The following is a 17,078-nucleotide window of genomic DNA, read 5'->3' as shown; positions in this document are numbered from 1 at the left end:
CCTGGCCCGCGGTGTGGCACGCGCGCACAGTCGAGGCATGCTCGACACCGTCCTCGACATCTTCCGGGTGCGCCAGTACTTCGACCTCCTCTCCCGCGGTCGTGACGTGGTCGAAGGCGTGCGCAGCGACGCCGGTTTTCTCGTCGACGTCGCGCGGGCGGCCCTGCAGCGGCCCTCGGGCACGCCGGACCGGGAACTGCACCCCTTTCCCCGGTTCGAGCCCTTCCGGGTCGGGCTGCAGGAGGGGGATCGGATCGCGATGGCCGCGACAGGGGGCAGCGGAGCGCTCGCGTCTCTGGTCGGTGTGGCCCGGGCGATGGAGGAGGGTGGGATCCGGCCGGCGGTGATCTCCCTGTGCTCCGGTTCCGCGCTGTTCGGCTTCCCGATCGCAGCGGGAGTCCCCGCCGAGGAGGTCGCAGAGTTCACCCTCGCGCTGGATCCCGAGGACTATCTCGACGTCGACTGGCGTCGCCTGCTCGCCGTCGCACCGACGGTGGGCCGCGGATTCGCCGGCATCCTGCGCGGCGATGCGATCGAGGCCACGTACCGGCGCCTGCTCGGCGACATGACTCTCGCCGCGATGCCCGTACCCGCCTACGCGCCGATCTGGAACATCGAACAGAACCGGCTCGAATACCTCGGGCCACGAACGTATCCCGACCTGCCCGTGGCCCGGGCCGTGCACATGGCGGTCGCGCTGCCGCTGTTCGTCGCGCCCGTCGAGCTCGGCGGATTCCACTGGTGTGACGGCGGGATCGTCGACATCTTCCCCGTCCACCCGCTGCTCGACCTCGAGCAGCCGTGCGAGGTCACCCTCGCCGTCAACGGCTTCTACCCACCCGGCTTCGAAGGCGAGGACGCCACCGGCTGGGCCGAGCGGCGCGCGAGCATCCTCTACATCGCCGGTCAGGTGCGCACGTCCCAGCAGGTCGAGCTGGCGCGGGAGAACCTGGCGCGGCTGCGCTCGGCCTCCCACGTCACGATGATCGAGCCGGTTCCGTACGAGAAAGTGCGAGGCGTCGGCTTCTACCGGCAGTTCCTCGGCACCCGGGACTGGCCGGAGTTCATGCATGCCGGACGTGCCGATGCCCGGCGCGTCCTGGCGGCGTGACGAGTCGCTCGCCGGCAGCGGAACTTGTCGGTCCCCTCGGGCACTGTGTACAGCGTGCCCGCACGGGTACCACTCGACAGAACGGCTCGGGAGATTCCACGGGAGGTTCGACATGGCGAACGTAACGATGTTCCGTCGGGTGATCGCACCGGCTGCGGTGGCGTTCCCCTCCTCCGCGCTGGCGGACGCCCTGATCGCCGCGGCGGCCGCGGTGCCGCTGCACGGATCGGTGGCCGGCGCGGTGGAAGGCAGCGTGGACGACGCGGTGCGGGTGCTGACCGCCGACGAGGGCGGGTTGTTCCCGTCGCAGGCAGCGGCCATCGTCTACGAGTCCTTCGTGGCGGCGATACGGGGGCTCGACACGATCGAGACCGCGGTCGCCCTCGGCACCGTCTTCACCGCCTACCTGGACCGGCTCACCGCCGCGAATCCCGCCCCGACGGACGCCGCGGCGGCCTGACCACGCGGATCGGACCGGCCGCGACGTGCGGGTCCGTGTTTCCGGGCCCCGCCGTACCCGCCGGTCGTCGGTAGACTGGAAGACGACCCTGCCGTGCACGGCACCCAGGTATGACGAGAAGCAGGCTCGGTAGATCGTGAGTGAAGGACGGATTCGGCACGCGGTTGCGCCCGACCGGGTCGGGGCCCGGACCCACATATCCCCGTTGCGTCGGCTGAAGCAGCGGTGGCTCCGCTGGCGCCGGCGCATCGAGACGCGCCCGTCGCTGAATCTGACGTACCGCATCACCGTCGGTACCTTCGGAGCGCTCGTGTTGCTGGCCGGCGTCGTCGCCATCCCCTACCCCGGACCGGGCTGGCTGATCGTCTTCGCCGGCCTCGGGATCCTGGCCTCGGAGTTCGCCTGGGCTCACCGTCTGCTGCACTTCGCGCGGGGCCGCTACGACCGGTTCATGCACTGGTTCGGGCAGCAGTCGCTGGTGGTGCGGGGCGCGGGAGCGCTCACGACCGGCGCGATCGTGGTCATGACGCTGTGGCTGCTGGGCACGCTCAGCCTGGCCGGCGGCTGGATCGGGGTCGACTACTCGTGGCTCGACAGCCCGCTCTAGCCGACGGCCGGACCGTCAGAGCATCCGGACCGTGTCGCCCGGATGCAGGCGTTCGACCCGGCCGCGGCATTCGATCTCGATCGGCCGCTGGATGCCCGCACCTGCACTGACCTCGACCTGCCGACCGGAGATCCGCACCTGCAGGTGGTGCCCCCGATAGAAGATCGGGAATTCGAGCGCGCCGAGTTCCTCCGGCCACTCCGGGCCGAAGACCAGGCGGTCCCCCCGCGCCTCGAGCCCGGAGAAGCAACGCTGCAGCAGGTCGACGCTGCCGGCCATGGCCGCGAGATGAATCCCCTCCGAGGTGGTGCCACCCTGGATGTCGGCAATGTCGGACGCCAGCACCCGGTCGAAGAACTCCATGGCCTGGCCGCGATGCGCCCGGGCCAGAACCCACGAGTGGACCACCGCGCTCAGCGTCGACCCGTGTGACGTCCGCGCCATGTAGTAGTCGATCGTCCGCGGGATGGTTTCGCCCGTCAGCTGGTAGCCGAGCCGCTCGAACAGCTCCCGCAGTTCGTCCGCCGACAGCAGGTAGAACAGCATGAGCACGTCGGCCTGCTTCGACGCGCGGTAGCGGTTGACGTCGTCGCCCTCGGCCTCGAGGAGCCGGTCGAGACGCTGGATGTCGCCGTGCCGGCGCCGGTATCCCTCCCAGTCGAGTTCGGCCAGGTCCCCGTAGCCCTCGAACTGGCTGATGACCTGATCGTGGAAGGGCACGAACATGCGGCGGCTGACGTCCTCCCAACGCGCCGTCTCGCGAGCGGTCAGGCCGAGGGTATCGACCAGTTCGGTGCGGATCCGCAGCGGGATGATCTCCAGCGCCTCGAGCGCGCGCAGGATCACCCACACCGCCATGACGTTGGTGTAGGCGTTGTTGTCGATCCCGTCGAAGGGCGCGTCGGGATAGCCGGAGTGGAACTCGTCCGGGCCGATGACGCCGCGGATGACGTACCGATCACGGGCGCGGTCGTACGTGGCGAGATCGGCGAAGAACCGGGCGATCTCCACCAGCATCTCGGCCCCGTACTCCGCGAGGAACCCCAGATCCCCGGTCACCTGGTAGTACTGCCACACGTTGTGCGCGACCGCGACCCCGATGTGGTGCTGGCGCCAGCTCGCGTCGGGATTCCACCGTCCCGACTTCGGATTGAGGTGCACCTGCTGGCTCTCCTCGCGGCCGTCGCTGCCGGACTGCCACGGGAACATCGCGCCGCTGTGACCCGCCTCCCGCGCCGCGCGGCGGGCCTCGTCCAGGCGGCGGTGGCGGTAGCGCAGGAGCGAACGGGTTAACCCCGGCAACCTCAGGTTCAGCACCGGCAGCACGAACAGCTCGTCCCAGAAGATGTGCCCTCGATACGCCTCGCCGTGCAGGCCGCGCGCCGGTACGCCGACGTCGAGATCCGCGGTGTTCGGCGACAGCGTCTGCAGCATCTGCAGCAGGTGCAGCCGCACTATCCGCAGGCCTTCGCCGTCGCCCCCGAGGAAGATGTCCACGCGGTCCCACAGGTGCACCCAGGCGAGTACGTGCCCCTCGAGCGTTTCCTCGAAGCGCCCCGTGCGGGCCAGCCAGCGCGTGGCCTCCTCCGACGGCTCGGACACCGCCTGGTCACGCCCGGTGAACAGGGTGGCCATCTTCTCCAGGGTCACGGGCTCCCCGGCCGCGACATCGAGCGCGACGATGTGCCCGACCCGCCCTCCCGAGTCGAGGAGGGTGTACTCGGCGGGGATCCGTTCGTCGTCGCGCCAGAGCGTGCTGCGAGCCGCCACGGCGACGGGGATGCGGGACTGGTTGGTCTGCACCGTCAGGCACACCGAGTCCTCGGACAACCGGGCGGTGTGCAGCAATCGGAGATGATCGCCGGCCAGGTGCCGGTAGCGCTCGACGAGAGTGTTGCGGACCGCGCCGTCGACCTCCGACCGGATCTCGAGCCGCCCCGACCAGTCCTCCGGGACGATCGTCGTCTCGAGGCCGCACACGTGCGGCTGGTGCATCGCGACGAACCGGCGCTGCACGACCGTCGTCGTGCGGCCCGCACCGTCGCGGAATCGGAACCGCCGGGTGAGCACGGCCCGGCGCAGATCGAGATACTGGCAGTACTCCCGCACTTCGACGCAGTCGATGTCGAACCACTCGCCGCCGTCGATGCGGAAGGTGACCGGCAGCCAGTTCGGCAGGTTCACCATGCTCTCGTTGTCGATGGTGCGGCCCGCCACCTCGTCCGTCAGGCGGTTGAAGATCCCGGCGGCGTACGTGCCGGGGTAGTGCACGGCACCGGCGCGGGATTCGGGGGCGCAGCCACGAGTGGCGAAGTACCCGTTGCCGACCGTGCACACGGCCTCGCGCAGTTTCTCGGCCGGCGGATCGTAACCCTCGAAGTACAGGGTCCAGGCGTCGTGACGCGGGCCGACCTCCTGGTCCTCGCCCCACAGCTCGGCGAGCCGCTGCAGCAGCCGCCGGACCTGTTCGGGGCCGTCCACCGAGAACTGTGCCGCCGAGCGACGGTCGCCGTCCTCGGTGTGGCGCACCACGATTCCGAGTCCGGTGCCGGCCAGCGCGTCGAACGCGTCCTCGTCGGTGATGTCGTCACCGATGTAGACCGGGATCGGGTTGTCCTCGTCGCGCACGTGCTCGAGCACCCATTCGAGAGCCCGGCCCTTGTCCCAGTCGACGTCGGGGCGGATCTCGACGACCTTGCGACCGGTCGTGACCCGGAGGTGGTCCTCGGCGGCGGCGACCTCGTGCACCGCGGCGACGAGTCCCTCCTCGCGGTCCGGATCGACGTTGCGGTAGTGCACGGCGACGGTGAACCGCTTGTGTTCGATCACCGCGCCCGGCACGTCGGCGAGCCGTTCCTGCAGAGCGGCGGCGGCCCGCTCGAGGTAGGGCACGGCGGCCAGGGCCGCGTCGTTCTGCTGGTGCTGCCCGTCGGGGCCGATCAGTTCGAAGCCGTGACTTCCTGCATACCACAGGCCCGGAAGACCGACCCGGGTCTGCACGTCGGCGAGGTCGCGTCCCGAAATGACGGCGACGGTGCATTCGCTCGCCAGGGAAGACAGCACCGCCGCCGCACCGTCGACCAGCGTGGCGGCCGCGGGATCGTTCACAATCTCGGACAGCGTGCCGTCGAAGTCGAGGAAGACGGCGGGCCGGCGTGTGCCGAGCAAGGCGGTCAGCTGCTGGAGCGACGCCAACGCGTCCGGGATCTCCGACATGCGCCGGTCGCCGGTGCGCACCGCCAGCTCGGCGAGGTCGTCGACCACCACGTCGGCGCCGCGGCGCCGCAGTTCGTCGCGATGATGGACCCGGTCCACGCCGACGACGAGACCGAACCCGCCGTGCCGGCCCGCGGCGACGCCCGCCTCCGCGTCCTCGACGACGACGGACCGGGCCGGGTGGACCCCGAGCCGGTGGGCGGCCTCGAGCATGGCCGCCGGATCGGGCTTGCCGGGCAACCCGAGTTCGTCGGAGACCACGCCGTCGACCCGGACGCCGAACAGGTCGGCGAGCCCGGCGGCCTCGAGCACGAGCGTGCAGTTGCGGCTCGAGGTGACGACCGCGGTGCCCAGCCCGAGGCTCTGGACCCGGCGCACGAGATCGACGCTGGACTCGAACACCGGGACACCGTCGCGGTGGATGCGCTCGCGGAACATCTCGTCCTTGCGGGCACCGAGCCCGCACACGGTCTCGACGTCCGGGCCGTCGTCGGGGTCCCCCCACGGCAGCGTGATTCCGCGCGAGGCAAGGAAATCGGCGACGCCGTCGACGCGCGGCTTGCCGTCGACGAACTTGCGGTAGTCCTCGTCGGTGAACTCGCGATGTTCCTCGCCGTCGCGTTCGGGACGACGCGAGAGATACCGGTCGAAGAGTTCCTTCCACGCCGCGGCGTGGACCGCCGCGGTGTCGGTGACCACCCCGTCGAGGTCGAAGATCACCGCGTCGTGACGGCGGGGGTCGATCACCGGTCCACTCATCGTCATCTCCCGGTCGATTCGTGCATGTGGGCCTGCTCCCTGTACTCGCTCGACAGGCCCACTATCCCACGGCGACCGGCATCTCTCCGGGCCGTTCACTCAGGCTCTTTCGGGTGGAAGGGCCGCGGCACGCAGCGATCGCCTCCCTCGGCAACGACGACTCCGGCCTCCTGAACGAGGTGCGAGCGCTGCCCTACCGAGGCTGCACGCCAATGGCATCCACGTCGACCGCACCGACGACTACACCCACGAACCGCAACCGCATCGCGCCATCGATGACCACCCCCGTCGCGTGCAGTCTCCGGACATCGACCTTCGCGACGACGGTGTGGCCGATCATGCAGCGCCGAGGCCGACCAGGGCGATCGTCAAGGGCAGGAGAACGATGATCAGGATCGCACCCACGATGTCGAAGACCACCCCGCTTCGAATCATCGTGGTGATCGGGACGGCCCCGGAGCCGTAGACCACGGCGTTCTGCGGCGTCGAGACCGGAAGCATGAAGCCGAACGACGCAGCGAACGTGGCCGCGAGCGCCGGCACGAAGGGGTTGACACCGGCCGCCACCGCCACCGGAATCACGATCGGCACCACGACCGCCGCCGACGCCGTGTTGCTCGTCGTCTCCGATACGGCGATGGCCAGCACGACGGCGAAGACCGTGATGGCGACGACGCTCGTCAGGCCCAGCGAGTCCGCGACGGATGTGCCGATCGTCTCGGCGAGGCCGGTGTCGGCGAGCAGGGAGCCGAAGATGATGCCGGTGCCGAACAGCACGATCGTGCCCCAGTCGATCTCCGCTGCGTCTCGCCAGCGCAGCGTGAACTCGCGATTCTCCCAATCGGTCGGCAGAAGGTAGAGCAACGCCGCCCCGAAGACCGCGACCATGCCCTCGTCGAGTCGGTCGCTGATCGTGCTGTAGAGGTCCGAGTCGTTGCCGGCGATCACCGCGACGACACCGGGCAAGATCCACAGCGTCACCGTGACTCCGAAAGCGATGAGGGTGTTCTTCTCGGCACGAGAGAGCGGACCCATTTCCGCGCGCTGCTGCGCCAGGTAGTCGGCGACGCCCTCGATACGTCGGATCTCCGGCTTGTTCAGGCGCAGCAGGATGACGGCGAGCGCGATGAACATCGACAGACAGATCGGGATGGCGATCACCATCCACTGCCCGAAGCTGATCCGCTCCCCCGTGGCCTCCTCGATGAGCCCGCGTCCGATGAGGTTGGGTGGGCTCCCGACCGGCGTCAGCAGGCCGCCCACGCTTGCTCCGTACGCGAGCATCAGCATGATCGCGGCGCCCACCCGGACGCGAAGCGGGTCGAAGTCGGGTGCGACGACGCCGCGGTTCTGCATGAGCTTCGCGATGACGCCGAGGATGCCCAGCGCCGTGGGCAGCAGCATCGCGACGGTCGCGGTGTTGGATACGAAGGCCGAGAGCCCGCACGTGATCGCGCCGAAGGCGATGATCACCCCGGTGGTGGACTGGCCCACACGCGGCAGGGTCAGGATGCGGAACGCGAACCGACGCGCCACGCCGTGTTTGAGCATCGCCTGAGCGAGGATGAACGCTCCGATGAAAGTGAAGATCGTCGACGACCCGAACGCTGCGAGGACTTCGTCGGCCGGCGCCACCCCCAGAAAGACCACGACCGCGACACCGAGCAGTCCGGTGATCGGGATCGGCATCGCCTCGCTCACCCACAGCAGGATGACGCCGAGCAGCACGCCGGCCAACGTCTGCTGTTGCGGCGGTATGTCGATCGGCAGGGCGAGGAAGACGATCGCGATCAGCGGCGCGAGAAACAGCCCAATCGTGCGGCGGCCCTTCTCGAACCGCTCTTCGGCGGGTGAGAGCCGCTGTTCGCCGAGGCTGCGATAGGTGGCGTGCCCGAGCAACGCCTTGTCGACGTCGGTTCGGTCGCCCTGGTTCTCAGCTGTCATGGCCCCTTCCCCACGACGTGGATCGGTACGGACGGAGTACCCATCCCCCGAGCGCGCTAGTCGTACTGCGGCACGATTTTCCGAGTCCATCAGGGTGCGTGCGGGTGGCGTGAGGTGCGTCCGCCGGGAGACGGCCGCGACATCGGGGAGCGATTGCACGCGAAAGCCCTCGTCGCGTTCACCCGATCCGGGGACACCGTCCGCCGCCTCGCCCGCCTGCACACCCCGCTGCCACTACTGGCCTTCACCCCGCTGCCCGACGTGCGCAACCAACTCGCCCTGACCTGGGGCACCGAGACCTTCCTCGTCGACCCCGTCCGCACCACCGACGACATGATCCGCCAAGTCGACACCGCCCTCCTCCGACTCGACCGCTACCGGCACGGCGACCTCGTCGTCATCGTCGCCGGATCACCCCCGAACACCATCGGCTCGACCGACCTCATCCACGTCCACCGCATCGGCACCAACGACCACACCTCCCACTGACCATCGGGTCGGGGGGGCAGGTGCACCAGTCCGGCCACGAGCACCGCGTAGCGCGTTCGACGGCTGGGGCCGCGGCCCGTGCGCGACCCCAGCGCGTCGACCAGGGTTCCTCAGCGGCTGACGGCCTTCTGGTAGCGACGGATCGCGAAGGGCACGAACACGATCAGCATCGCGGCCGTCCACAGCAGCGACGCCAGGATCGGGTTCTGCAGCGGCCACGCGTCCGACACGGGCATCGCCGGATTGGTGTTGCCGAACAACTCCCGCACAGCCTGCGTCAGGGCCGACACCGGGTTCCATTCCGCGATCGTCTGCAGCACCGGGGGCAGCGAGGAGATGTCGACGAACGTGTTGGCCACGAACGACAACGGGAAGATCACCATGAAGCTCGCATTGTTGAACACCTCCGGCGTGCGGATCCACATCCCCACCACCGCCATCACCCAGGACAGCGCGTAGGCGAACAACAACAGCAGCGCGTATCCGGCAAGGGCCTCCCCGAACGACGAGTGGATCCGCCACCCGACGAGCAGGCCCGTCAGCGACATCACCACCAGGCTGAGCACGTTGATGAGCACGTCGGTGGAGGTGCGGCCGACCAGCACCGCGGACGGCGCCATGGGCAGCGAGCGGAACCGGTCGATGATGCCCTTCTGCAGGTCCTCGACCATGCCCAGACCGGTCCAGGTCGCCCCGAAGATCACCGTCTGGGTGAAGATGCCGGCGATGAGGAACTCGCGGTAGGACATCCCCGGAACCTGGATCGCGCTGCCGAACACGTACGCGAACAGCAACACGAACATGATCGGCGAGAGCATCGTGAAGACGATGAGGTCGGGCACGCGCTTGATCTTGATGACGTTGCGCTTGGCGATGGTGACCCCGTCCGACACCATCATCTGAGCCGTGTTCATCCCACCGCCTCCTCGATCTTCTCGTCCGCCTCGTGCCCGGTGAGGGCGAGGAACACGTCGTCCAGTGTCGGTTTGCGCAACGCCACATCGGTGACGCGGATGCCCGCCGCGGACAGGCGGCCGAGCGCCGTGGCCAGCACATCGGCGCCGCTGCCTGTCGAGCCGGTGTCGCTGACCGGCACGGTGACGCGACCGGATCCCGCGTCGGCCTGGATCTCGCCGACCGCGAGGTCGTCGAGCTCGCGGCGCACGGTCGGGATCGTGGCGGCGTCCGCGACCCCCAGCTCGATGCGTTCCCCGCCCACGAGGCTCTTGAGTTCGTCGGCGGTGCCGCGGGCGATCACGACGCCCCGGTCGATCACCGCGATCCGGTCTGCGAGCCGCTCCGCCTCCTCCATGTACTGGGTGGTGAGCAGCAGCGTCGTCCCCTGCGCGACGAGCTGGTCGATGACCTCCCACAGCTGGAGCCGGGCCCGCGGGTCCAGCCCGGTGGTGGGTTCGTCCAGGAACAGCACGGGTGGCTGCGCCACCAGCGCACCGGCGAGGTCGAGCCGGCGCCGCATGCCGCCGGAGTAGCCCTTGACCGGACGGTCCCCGGCCTCGACCAGGTCGAACTGCTCGAGCAGCTCACGCGCCCGCTCGCGGCTGCGCTTGATACCCAGATGGTAGAGGCGACCGACCATTTCGAGATTCTCGAACCCGGTGAGATACTCGTCGACCGCGGCGTACTGGCCCGAGGCGCCGATGTGCGAACGCAGAGCGCGCGCGTCGGCGACGACGTCGAGTCCCGCCACGGTGGCCCGGCCCTCGTCCGGTACGAGCAGGGTGGTGAGCACCCGCACCGTGGTCGTCTTGCCGGCGCCGTTGGGCCCGAGCAGCGCCGTCACCGTCCCTTCCGGGACTCGCAGATCGATTCCGTCGAGGGCCGTGACCCGTCCGTACCTCTTGATCAACCCCTCGGCGACTATGGCGTCGGCCATGAGTCCTCCCCGTCGTCGGATGTGCGCCCCAGTGTGCTACAGACCTCCGACAGGTTTCGAGCGGTTTTCCCGGCTCGTCAGATACCGGCCAGCAGTCGTTCCTGATAGCGCCGCATTCCGGTGAGCCAGCGGTCGTAGTCGGCGCCCTTCATCCGGTACATGTCGAGGACCTCGGGGTGCGGCAGGATCAGGAACTGCTCGGCCTCGACCCCCGCGAGCACCACCTCCGCGACGTCGGCCGGTTCGAGGACCGCCCCCGCGGAGGTGACGGCCCGCGCGGCCGCCACGCCCAGCCCCTCGCCGGAGGTCTCCCCCTCGTGCAGCAGCTGGGTGTTCACCCCCATGGGGCACACGCAACTGACGCGGATTCCCTTGTCGCCGTAGGTGACCGACAGCCATTCGGCGAATCCGACGGCGGCGTGCTTGGTGGCCGAGTAGGTGGCCGAACCGATCTGGGTGAGCAGCCCGGCGGCGGAGGCGGTGCTCACGAAGTAGCCCTCGCCGCGCTCGAGCCATCGCGGCACCATCAGCTGCGCGGCCCGCACGTGCGCGCGCAGGTTCACGTCGAGCGCGAGGTCCCAGGCCGACTCGTCGGCGCCGAGCCCCGCTGCCCCGGCGACTCCGGCGTTGGCGAAGTACAGCGCGACGGGACCGAGGTCGGCCTCGGCGCGGTCGACGATCTCCAGGATGCGGTCGGGGTCGGCGACGTCGGCGCCGACGCCCACGGCCAGACCGGCGCCGTCGGGATCGAGTTCGCGGGCCACGCGCTGCGCGGCGTCGCCGTCGAGATCGGCGACGAGCACCCGCGCTCCCGCGGCGACGAGCCGGGCAGCGAGTGCGGCGCCGATCCCGTTACCGGCTCCGGTGACAACGGCGACCTTGCCTTCGACGTGCACTGGCGTTCCTCTCGTCGGGGATGATGCCTCTCTGTTTAGTTGAATCAAACCTCGAGTTCAAGTGGTTGCCGTGGCGGCGCGCTCCGGGATCCGCAGCGCATTGGCCCACAGCCGCGTCAGGGTGGTCACCAGGACGTCGAAATCCACCGGCTCGGCGTCGCCGAGGGCGAGCGTCGAGTAGGCCAGGCGGCTGACCATGCCCGACAGCGCGCGCGAGGCGAGCATCGGATCGAGTTCCGGATCGGCGATGCCGCGCTTCTGCAGCTCCGCGATGCTGCGCGCGTTGCGCCGGATGAAGGTCTCGCCGCGCCGGCGCCGCAGCTCGCGGAAGCGCGGATCGATGCTCGCGACCTGCTCGAGCAGCACCATGAGGCGGGCGTTGCGGCGGTACGCCTCGAGGTACGCCCGGTTGCTGGCCTCGAGCACCGCGTACGGGTCGTCGGTGCCCGCGGCCCGGCCCATCCCCGGGTGCAGCATGTCCTCCTGGGCCTCCTGGAGGACGGCCGCGAACACCTCCTCCTTGTTGTTGAAGTAGGTGTAGAAGGACCCCGTCGAGCACTTCGCCTCACGCGTGATGTCGGTGAGCTTGCTGTCGAGGAACCCGGACCGCTCGAAGACGACCCGGGCCGCCGCGATCAGCTCGGCGCGGCGGCGCGCCCCGCGCTGGGTGACCGGCGGGTCGTGCAGCAGGTCCGCCGGCGCCATGGACGGCGCCGGTCCGTCCCAGTCGGCGTCGCGGCCCGCGTCGCCGCGGCCTGAGTGTGAGGCGGAATTCATGTCCTACTTATACCGTCCCGGTCGGCTCCCGGCCGTGATGTCCGGCCGGATCCTCCCGGGTCCGGGCGGACATCGCCGCCCTCAGCTCCTCGCCAGCACCAGTCCCGACGTCGGCACGCCGGTGCCCGCGGTGACCAGTACGTTCTCCACGTCGGGAACCTGATTGACGGATGTGCCGCGCAGCTGGCGCACCCCCTCGGCGATGCCGTTCATCCCGTGGATGTACGCCTCGCCGAGCTGGCCGCCGTGGGTGTTGAGGGGCAGGCGGCCGCCGAGCTCGATCGCCCCGTCGGCGACGAAGTCCTTCGCCTCGCCGGGCCCACAGAACCCGAGTTCCTCGAGCTGCATGAGCACGTACGGCGTGAAGTGGTCGTAGAGCACCGCCGTCTGCACGTCCTGCGGGCCGAGGCCGGACTGCTCCCACAGCTGGCGGCCGACGATGCTCATCTCGGGCAGCCCCGTCAGGCCGTCACGGTAGTAGCTGGCCATGATGTACTGGTCCGGTCCGCTGCCCTGGGCGGCCCCCGCCACGACGGCCGGCGGCTGGGGCAGATCCCGCGCCCGTTCGGTCGTGGTGACGACGAGCGCGACGCCGCCGTCGGATTCCTGGCAGCAGTCGAGCAGGTGCAGCGGTTCCGCGATCCACCGCGAATTCTGGTGGTCGTCGAGGGTGATCGGCCTGCCGTGGAAGAAGGCATGCGGATTCGTCGCAGCGTGCCTGCGGGCCGCGACGGCGACCTTCCCGAAGTCCGCGCTGGTGGCACCGGTGACGTGCATGTAGCGCCGGGCGGCCATCGCCACGAACGAAGCGGGGGTGCCCAGGCCGTGCGGATAGGAGAAGGCGTAGTCGGTGCCGGAGGAGTTGACCTGCGCGGACAGCGCGGTGTTGACCTGACCGTACCGCGCCCCGGAGCGCTCGTTGAAGGCCCGGTACACCACCACCACGTCCGCGACGCCGGTGGCGACGGCCATCGCCGCCTGCTGCACGGTGGCACATGCCGCGCCGCCGCCGTAGTGGACGCGGGAGAAGAACTTCAGGCTCGGGATCCCCACCGCACGTGCGACGGCGATCTCGGTGTTGGTGTCCATCGTGAAGGAGGTCAGGCCGTCGACGTCCGCCGGGCGCAGGCCGGCGTCGGCCAGCGCCGCCCGCACCGCCTCCGCGGCCAGGCGCAGTTCGCTGCGGCCGGAGTCCTTGGAGAAGTCGGTGGCGCCGATGCCGACGATGGCGGCGCGGCGGGACAGGTCGCTCATGCGGAGCCTCCGATCTCGAGGACGGCCTTCGCGGTGATGTGGTCGCCCAGACCGTTCTTGCCGACGATGTCGACGGTGATGCGCCCGTCCTCCTCGACGGCGGCGACGGTCCCGGTCAGGGTCAGCGAGTCGTACGCGTACCAGGGCACACCCAGCCGCAGCGAGACCGACTTCAGCACCGCGCGCGGACCGGCCCAGTCGGTGACATAGCGCTGCACCAGCCCGGTGTCGGTGAGAATGTTGACGAAGATGTCCTTCGACCCGCGCTGCTGCGCCTTGTCGCGGTCGTGGTGCACGTCCTGGAAGTCCCTGGTGGCCAAGGCCGTCGAGACGACAAACGTCGGATCGGCCCGGATCGTCAACGGCGGCAAGGATTGTCCGACGGTGACCGTTCCCGCGTTCATGCGCTCTCCTCGCTCGGCTGCCAGGCGTACAAGGTCCAGGGATCGCCGCCGGTCTCGTCGTCGCCCGGGAAATCGAGAAAGATCGCCTCGACCGGCGTCCCGATGCGCACGTCGCCGGGGTCCACCCCGCGCAGTTCGCCGAGCATACGAACGCCTTCGTCGAGTTCGACGAGGGCGACGACGTACGGCACCGTCCGCCCCGGCACCTTCGGCGCGTGGTGCACCACGTAGCTGAAGACGGTGCCGCGGCCCGACGCGACGACGTAGTCGGTCGTCTCGTCCTTGGCCAGCCACAGCGCCGGCACCGGCGGGTGCTGCAGCGTGCCGTCGGGCCGCCGCTGGATACGCAGTTCGTGCGCGGCGACACCGTCCCAGAAGAACCGCGTGTCCTGCGACGCGGACGGCTGCAGCATGCGGGTGGGGTCGAGGTCCGCCGGAACCGTCGGGGCCGAATGTGACACCGGTTCGGTTGAATCGACAGAATGTGACATTCGGCCGGTCTCGCGGAGGGGCGGCGCGAACTTGAGGATGCGGAAGAGCATTTCGGCGACCACCTCGTCGCCGACCTTCCACACGCTGCGGGTGGTGAAGAACCAGCCCTCGCCGAGGCCGGTCTTCTTCGGTCCGGCGAGGTCCTCGAGGGTGGACTCGATGGTCACCTCCTCGCCGTGGCGCAGATAGCGGTGGTAGACCTGATCGCAGTTCGTGGCGACGACCGACGTGTAGCCCGCCTCGTCGAGGATCTCCGTCATCCGGCGGAGCGGATCGTCCTCCTCGCGCTTGGCGCCGAGGCCGCGCATGGTCCACACCTGCGCCATCGCGGGTGGCGCGACGAGGCCGCCGTGCCCGGCCGCAATCGCGGCGGATTCGTCTGTGTAGATCGGGTTCTCGTCTCCGATCGCCTCGAGCCAGTTGCGGATCAGCGGCAGGTTCACCCGGTCGCGGCCCGCACGCGGCTTGGACGGCCCGTCGGCGCGGACGCATTCGGCGGCCGCGCGGATCTCGTCGTGGGGGGCCGGCACGGCGGCGCTCATCGACACGTCCCCCTTCACCGCGGGACCCGGGGCATGGCCAGGCCCGCCGTCGCGATCAGTTCCCGCATCACCTCGTTGACACCGCCGCCGAAGGTGATCACCAGGTTCCGCTTGACCTGCATGTCGAGCCAGCGCAGCAGGTCCGCGGTCTCCGGGTCGCCGGGATCCCCGAACCGGCCGACCATCTCCTCCGCGAGCCGGCCGACACGCTGGATGCGTTCGGTGGCGAACACCTTGGTGGCCGACGCGTCCGCGATGTCGACCGCCTCGGATTCGCTGGCGGCGACCTGCCAGTTGAGCAGTTCGTTGAGCCGGAACGTCGCGTGGATCTCGCCGAGCCCGCGCCGCACGTCGGGTTCGCCGAGCAGGTCCCGGGAACGGGCCCAGGCGAACACCCGGTCGTAGAGCCCGCCCACGCGGCCGGCGGGGCCGAGCATGACGCGTTCGTGATTGAGCTGGGTGGTGATCAGCCTCCAGCCCTCGTTCTCCTCGCCGACGAGCATCTCGACCGGGACGCGCACGTCGCTGTAGTACGTGGCGTTGACGTGGTGCGCGCCGTCGCAGGTGATGATGGGGGTCCAGCCGAAGCCGGGGTCCTTGGTGTCGACGATGAGGATCGAGATGCCGCGGTGCCTCGAGTCGGCGCTGCCGGTGCGCACCGCAAGCCAGACGTAGTCGGCGTCGTGGCCGCCGGTGGTGAAGATCTTCTGCCCGTTCACGACGTAGTGGTCGCCGTCGCGCACGGCCGTGGTGCGCAGTGCGGCGAGGTCGGTCCCGGCGTCGGGCTCGGAGTAGCCGATCGCGAAGTGGACCTCGCCGGCGAGGATGGCGGGCAGGAACTTCCGCTTCTGTTCCTCGGTTCCGTAGACCTGCAGGGTCGGCCCGACCGTCTGCAGGGTGACACTGGGCAGCGGCACGTCGGCGCGCACGGCCTCGTTGACGAAGATCTGCTGCTCGACCTCACCGAAGCCGCGGCCGCCGAATTCGACGGGCCAGCCGACGCCGAGCCAGCCGTCCTTGCCCATCCGGCGCACGACCTCCCGGTAGGTGGGGCCGTGGCGCTCGGTGCGCATGATCGCGGCCTCCTCGGGGGAGATCAGGTCCGCGAAGTACCGTCGCAGTTCCGCCTGCAGCGCGCGCTGCTCGTCGGTCAGATCGATGAACACCGGGCCCCCACGAGGTCGAGTCGGTACGAGGCGCCGCCGAGCAGGCGCGCCAGATCCTTTGCGGTCGAGGAATAGCGATGCAGCGGATAGGTCTCGTCCACGCCGAGACCGCCGTGCAGGTGGTGCAGCACGCGCACGGCGGGCGGCAGCTCCGTGGCGATCCAGTACGCCGCGACGTCGAGGTCGTCGTCCGCGGCGGCGCTGCGGGCGTCCTGCGCGACCCGCCAGGCCGCGGCGAGCGCGGCGACGTGCAGGGTGCGGGAGGTGACGTAGACGTCGGCGATCTGCTGGGCCACCGCCTGGAAGGCGGCGAGCGGCTTGCCGAACTGGTGCCGGGTGCTCACGTGCTGTGCGGTGAGCTGCGTTGCGCCCGAAAGCAGTCCGTCCGCGTAGGCGCCGAGCGCGGCGAGGGCGAGGCGGTACAGGACGGCGACGTCGGCGGCCGGGTCGGCGCCGTCGCCGAGGAGCAGGCCCGGCGCGGACTCGAGCCGCACGGAGCACTCGGGGGTGTGGGCCGACGACGGGCTCTCGGTCAGGGTCACGCCCGGCGCCGTGGGTTCGACGGCGATCACACCGGCGTCGGTGGGCACCAGGATCTTTCGCGACGTCGCCGCGTAGGGCACGCCGACGAAGCGCCCGGTGACGGCGTGGCGTTCGCCGTCGGGTACCGCCGTGGCGGCGGGGGACGCCGGGAAGGCGCGGCCGACCTCGGCGAGGGCGGCGGTGAGGACGGCGCCGTCGGCGACGCCCGCGAGCAGCTCGTCCTGCTGCGTGTCGGCGGCGAGGATCCGGACGGGCAGCACACCGAAGCCGAGGGTGGCCAGGGCGGGGACGGGTGCGGCACGTCGCCCGATCTCGGTGAGCAGTGCGGTGACCTCGGCGACGCCGAGGTCGTCGCCGCCGAGCCGCGCGGGCAGGGCGAGGGAGAGGAGGTCGGCGTCGGCGAGGGCGCGCCACAGTTCGTCCGGCCTCAGGTCGCGGGCGAGCAGGTCGACGGCGACCTGGGCCACGGCCTCCTGCGTGTCGTCACGAGCGAAGTCCACGTTTCCACCTTCGATTAGAACGTG

The 17,078-nt window shown here is 70.1% G+C and carries 14 protein-coding genes and 1 pseudogene; 4 read left to right on the top strand and 11 right to left on the bottom strand.

Annotated elements, in window-relative coordinates:
* Window positions 1-37: 37 nt before the first annotated feature.
* The 3 genes from HFP48_RS03870 to HFP48_RS03860 all read left to right on the top strand — a co-directional run bounded on the left by HFP48_RS03870 (window position 38) and on the right by HFP48_RS03860 (window position 2,178).
* Window positions 38-1,111 (top strand): patatin-like phospholipase family protein, encoded by a 1,074-nt coding sequence (locus HFP48_RS03870; protein ID WP_029540825.1) that lies wholly within the window; start codon window positions 38-40, stop codon window positions 1,109-1,111.
* A 112-nt stretch (window positions 1,112-1,223) separates the two neighbouring features.
* Entirely contained in the window at window positions 1,224-1,571 is a 348-nt protein-coding gene (locus HFP48_RS03865; protein ID WP_006943375.1) for a hypothetical protein, read from the top strand.
* Between the two features lie 205 nt (window positions 1,572-1,776).
* The gene (locus HFP48_RS03860) at window positions 1,777-2,178 is read left to right on the top strand and encodes a TIGR02611 family protein (protein WP_006943381.1); all 402 of its coding nucleotides are present in this window, start codon (window positions 1,777-1,779) and stop codon (window positions 2,176-2,178) included.
* Window positions 2,179-2,193: 15 nt separating this feature from the next.
* On the opposite strand, the gene otsB is transcribed toward HFP48_RS03860, so the two are convergent.
* Window positions 2,194-6,153, bottom strand: a complete 3,960-nt coding sequence (otsB, locus tag HFP48_RS03855) for a trehalose-phosphatase (protein ID WP_168579040.1) — start codon at window positions 6,151-6,153, stop codon at window positions 2,194-2,196.
* Window positions 6,154-6,489: 336 nt separating this feature from the next.
* Window positions 6,490-8,097: a DASS family sodium-coupled anion symporter gene (locus HFP48_RS03850; RefSeq protein ID WP_072634247.1), complete on the bottom strand. Its 1,608-nt coding sequence runs from the start codon at window positions 8,095-8,097 to the stop codon at window positions 6,490-6,492.
* Window positions 8,098-8,232: 135 nt separating this feature from the next.
* On the opposite strand from HFP48_RS03850, the pseudogene HFP48_RS03845 reads away from it, so the two are divergent.
* Window positions 8,233-8,586, top strand: a pseudogene (locus tag HFP48_RS03845) (pyruvate kinase alpha/beta domain-containing protein); the annotation flags it as partial.
* Window positions 8,587-8,696: 110 nt separating this feature from the next.
* Here HFP48_RS03845 and HFP48_RS03840 read toward each other — a convergent pair.
* From HFP48_RS03840 to HFP48_RS03800, 9 genes are all read right to left on the bottom strand, one after another.
* On the bottom strand, window positions 8,697-9,500 hold the full coding sequence (locus HFP48_RS03840) for an ABC transporter permease (RefSeq protein ID WP_006943393.1): 804 nt from the start codon (window positions 9,498-9,500) through the stop codon (window positions 8,697-8,699).
* A complete protein-coding gene (locus HFP48_RS03835) occupies window positions 9,497-10,480 on the bottom strand; it encodes a daunorubicin resistance protein DrrA family ABC transporter ATP-binding protein (RefSeq protein WP_006943394.1) in 984 nt (327 codons plus the stop codon). Before HFP48_RS03835 ends, HFP48_RS03840 begins: the two co-directional genes overlap by 4 nt.
* A 77-nt stretch (window positions 10,481-10,557) precedes the next feature.
* Window positions 10,558-11,376 carry an SDR family NAD(P)-dependent oxidoreductase gene (locus tag HFP48_RS03830; protein ID WP_050034543.1) on the bottom strand — a complete coding sequence of 273 codons (819 nt, stop codon included), beginning with the start codon at window positions 11,374-11,376 and terminating at the stop codon, window positions 10,558-10,560.
* 57 nt (window positions 11,377-11,433) lie between these two features.
* On the bottom strand, window positions 11,434-12,153 hold the full coding sequence (locus tag HFP48_RS03825) for a TetR/AcrR family transcriptional regulator (RefSeq protein WP_043797593.1): 720 nt from the start codon (window positions 12,151-12,153) through the stop codon (window positions 11,434-11,436).
* An 81-nt stretch (window positions 12,154-12,234) separates the two neighbouring features.
* Window positions 12,235-13,407, bottom strand: a complete 1,173-nt coding sequence (locus HFP48_RS03820) for a lipid-transfer protein (protein WP_168579039.1) — start codon at window positions 13,405-13,407, stop codon at window positions 12,235-12,237.
* Complete coding sequence (locus HFP48_RS03815) at window positions 13,404-13,811, bottom strand: MaoC family dehydratase (RefSeq protein ID WP_050034540.1); 408 nt, start codon at window positions 13,809-13,811, stop codon at window positions 13,404-13,406. The genes HFP48_RS03820 and HFP48_RS03815 overlap by 4 nt, the downstream gene beginning before the upstream one ends.
* The gene (locus HFP48_RS03810) at window positions 13,808-14,845 is read right to left on the bottom strand and encodes a bifunctional MaoC family dehydratase N-terminal/OB-fold nucleic acid binding domain-containing protein (RefSeq protein ID WP_168579038.1); all 1,038 of its coding nucleotides are present in this window, start codon (window positions 14,843-14,845) and stop codon (window positions 13,808-13,810) included. The genes HFP48_RS03815 and HFP48_RS03810 overlap by 4 nt, the downstream gene beginning before the upstream one ends.
* A 14-nt stretch (window positions 14,846-14,859) precedes the next feature.
* On the bottom strand, window positions 14,860-16,011 hold the full coding sequence (locus HFP48_RS03805; protein ID WP_006943410.1) for an acyl-CoA dehydrogenase family protein: 1,152 nt from the start codon (window positions 16,009-16,011) through the stop codon (window positions 14,860-14,862).
* The gene (locus HFP48_RS03800; protein WP_168579037.1) at window positions 15,996-17,054 is read right to left on the bottom strand and encodes an acyl-CoA dehydrogenase family protein; all 1,059 of its coding nucleotides are present in this window, start codon (window positions 17,052-17,054) and stop codon (window positions 15,996-15,998) included. Before HFP48_RS03800 ends, HFP48_RS03805 begins: the two co-directional genes overlap by 16 nt.
* Window positions 17,055-17,078: the final 24 nt, after the last annotated feature.

Origin of the sequence: Rhodococcus sp. DMU1, assembly GCF_012272955.1 — a bacterium.
Taxonomy (GTDB): domain Bacteria; phylum Actinomycetota; class Actinomycetes; order Mycobacteriales; family Mycobacteriaceae; genus Rhodococcus; species Rhodococcus aetherivorans.
This window is presented reverse-complemented; position numbering and strand designations above follow the sequence as displayed.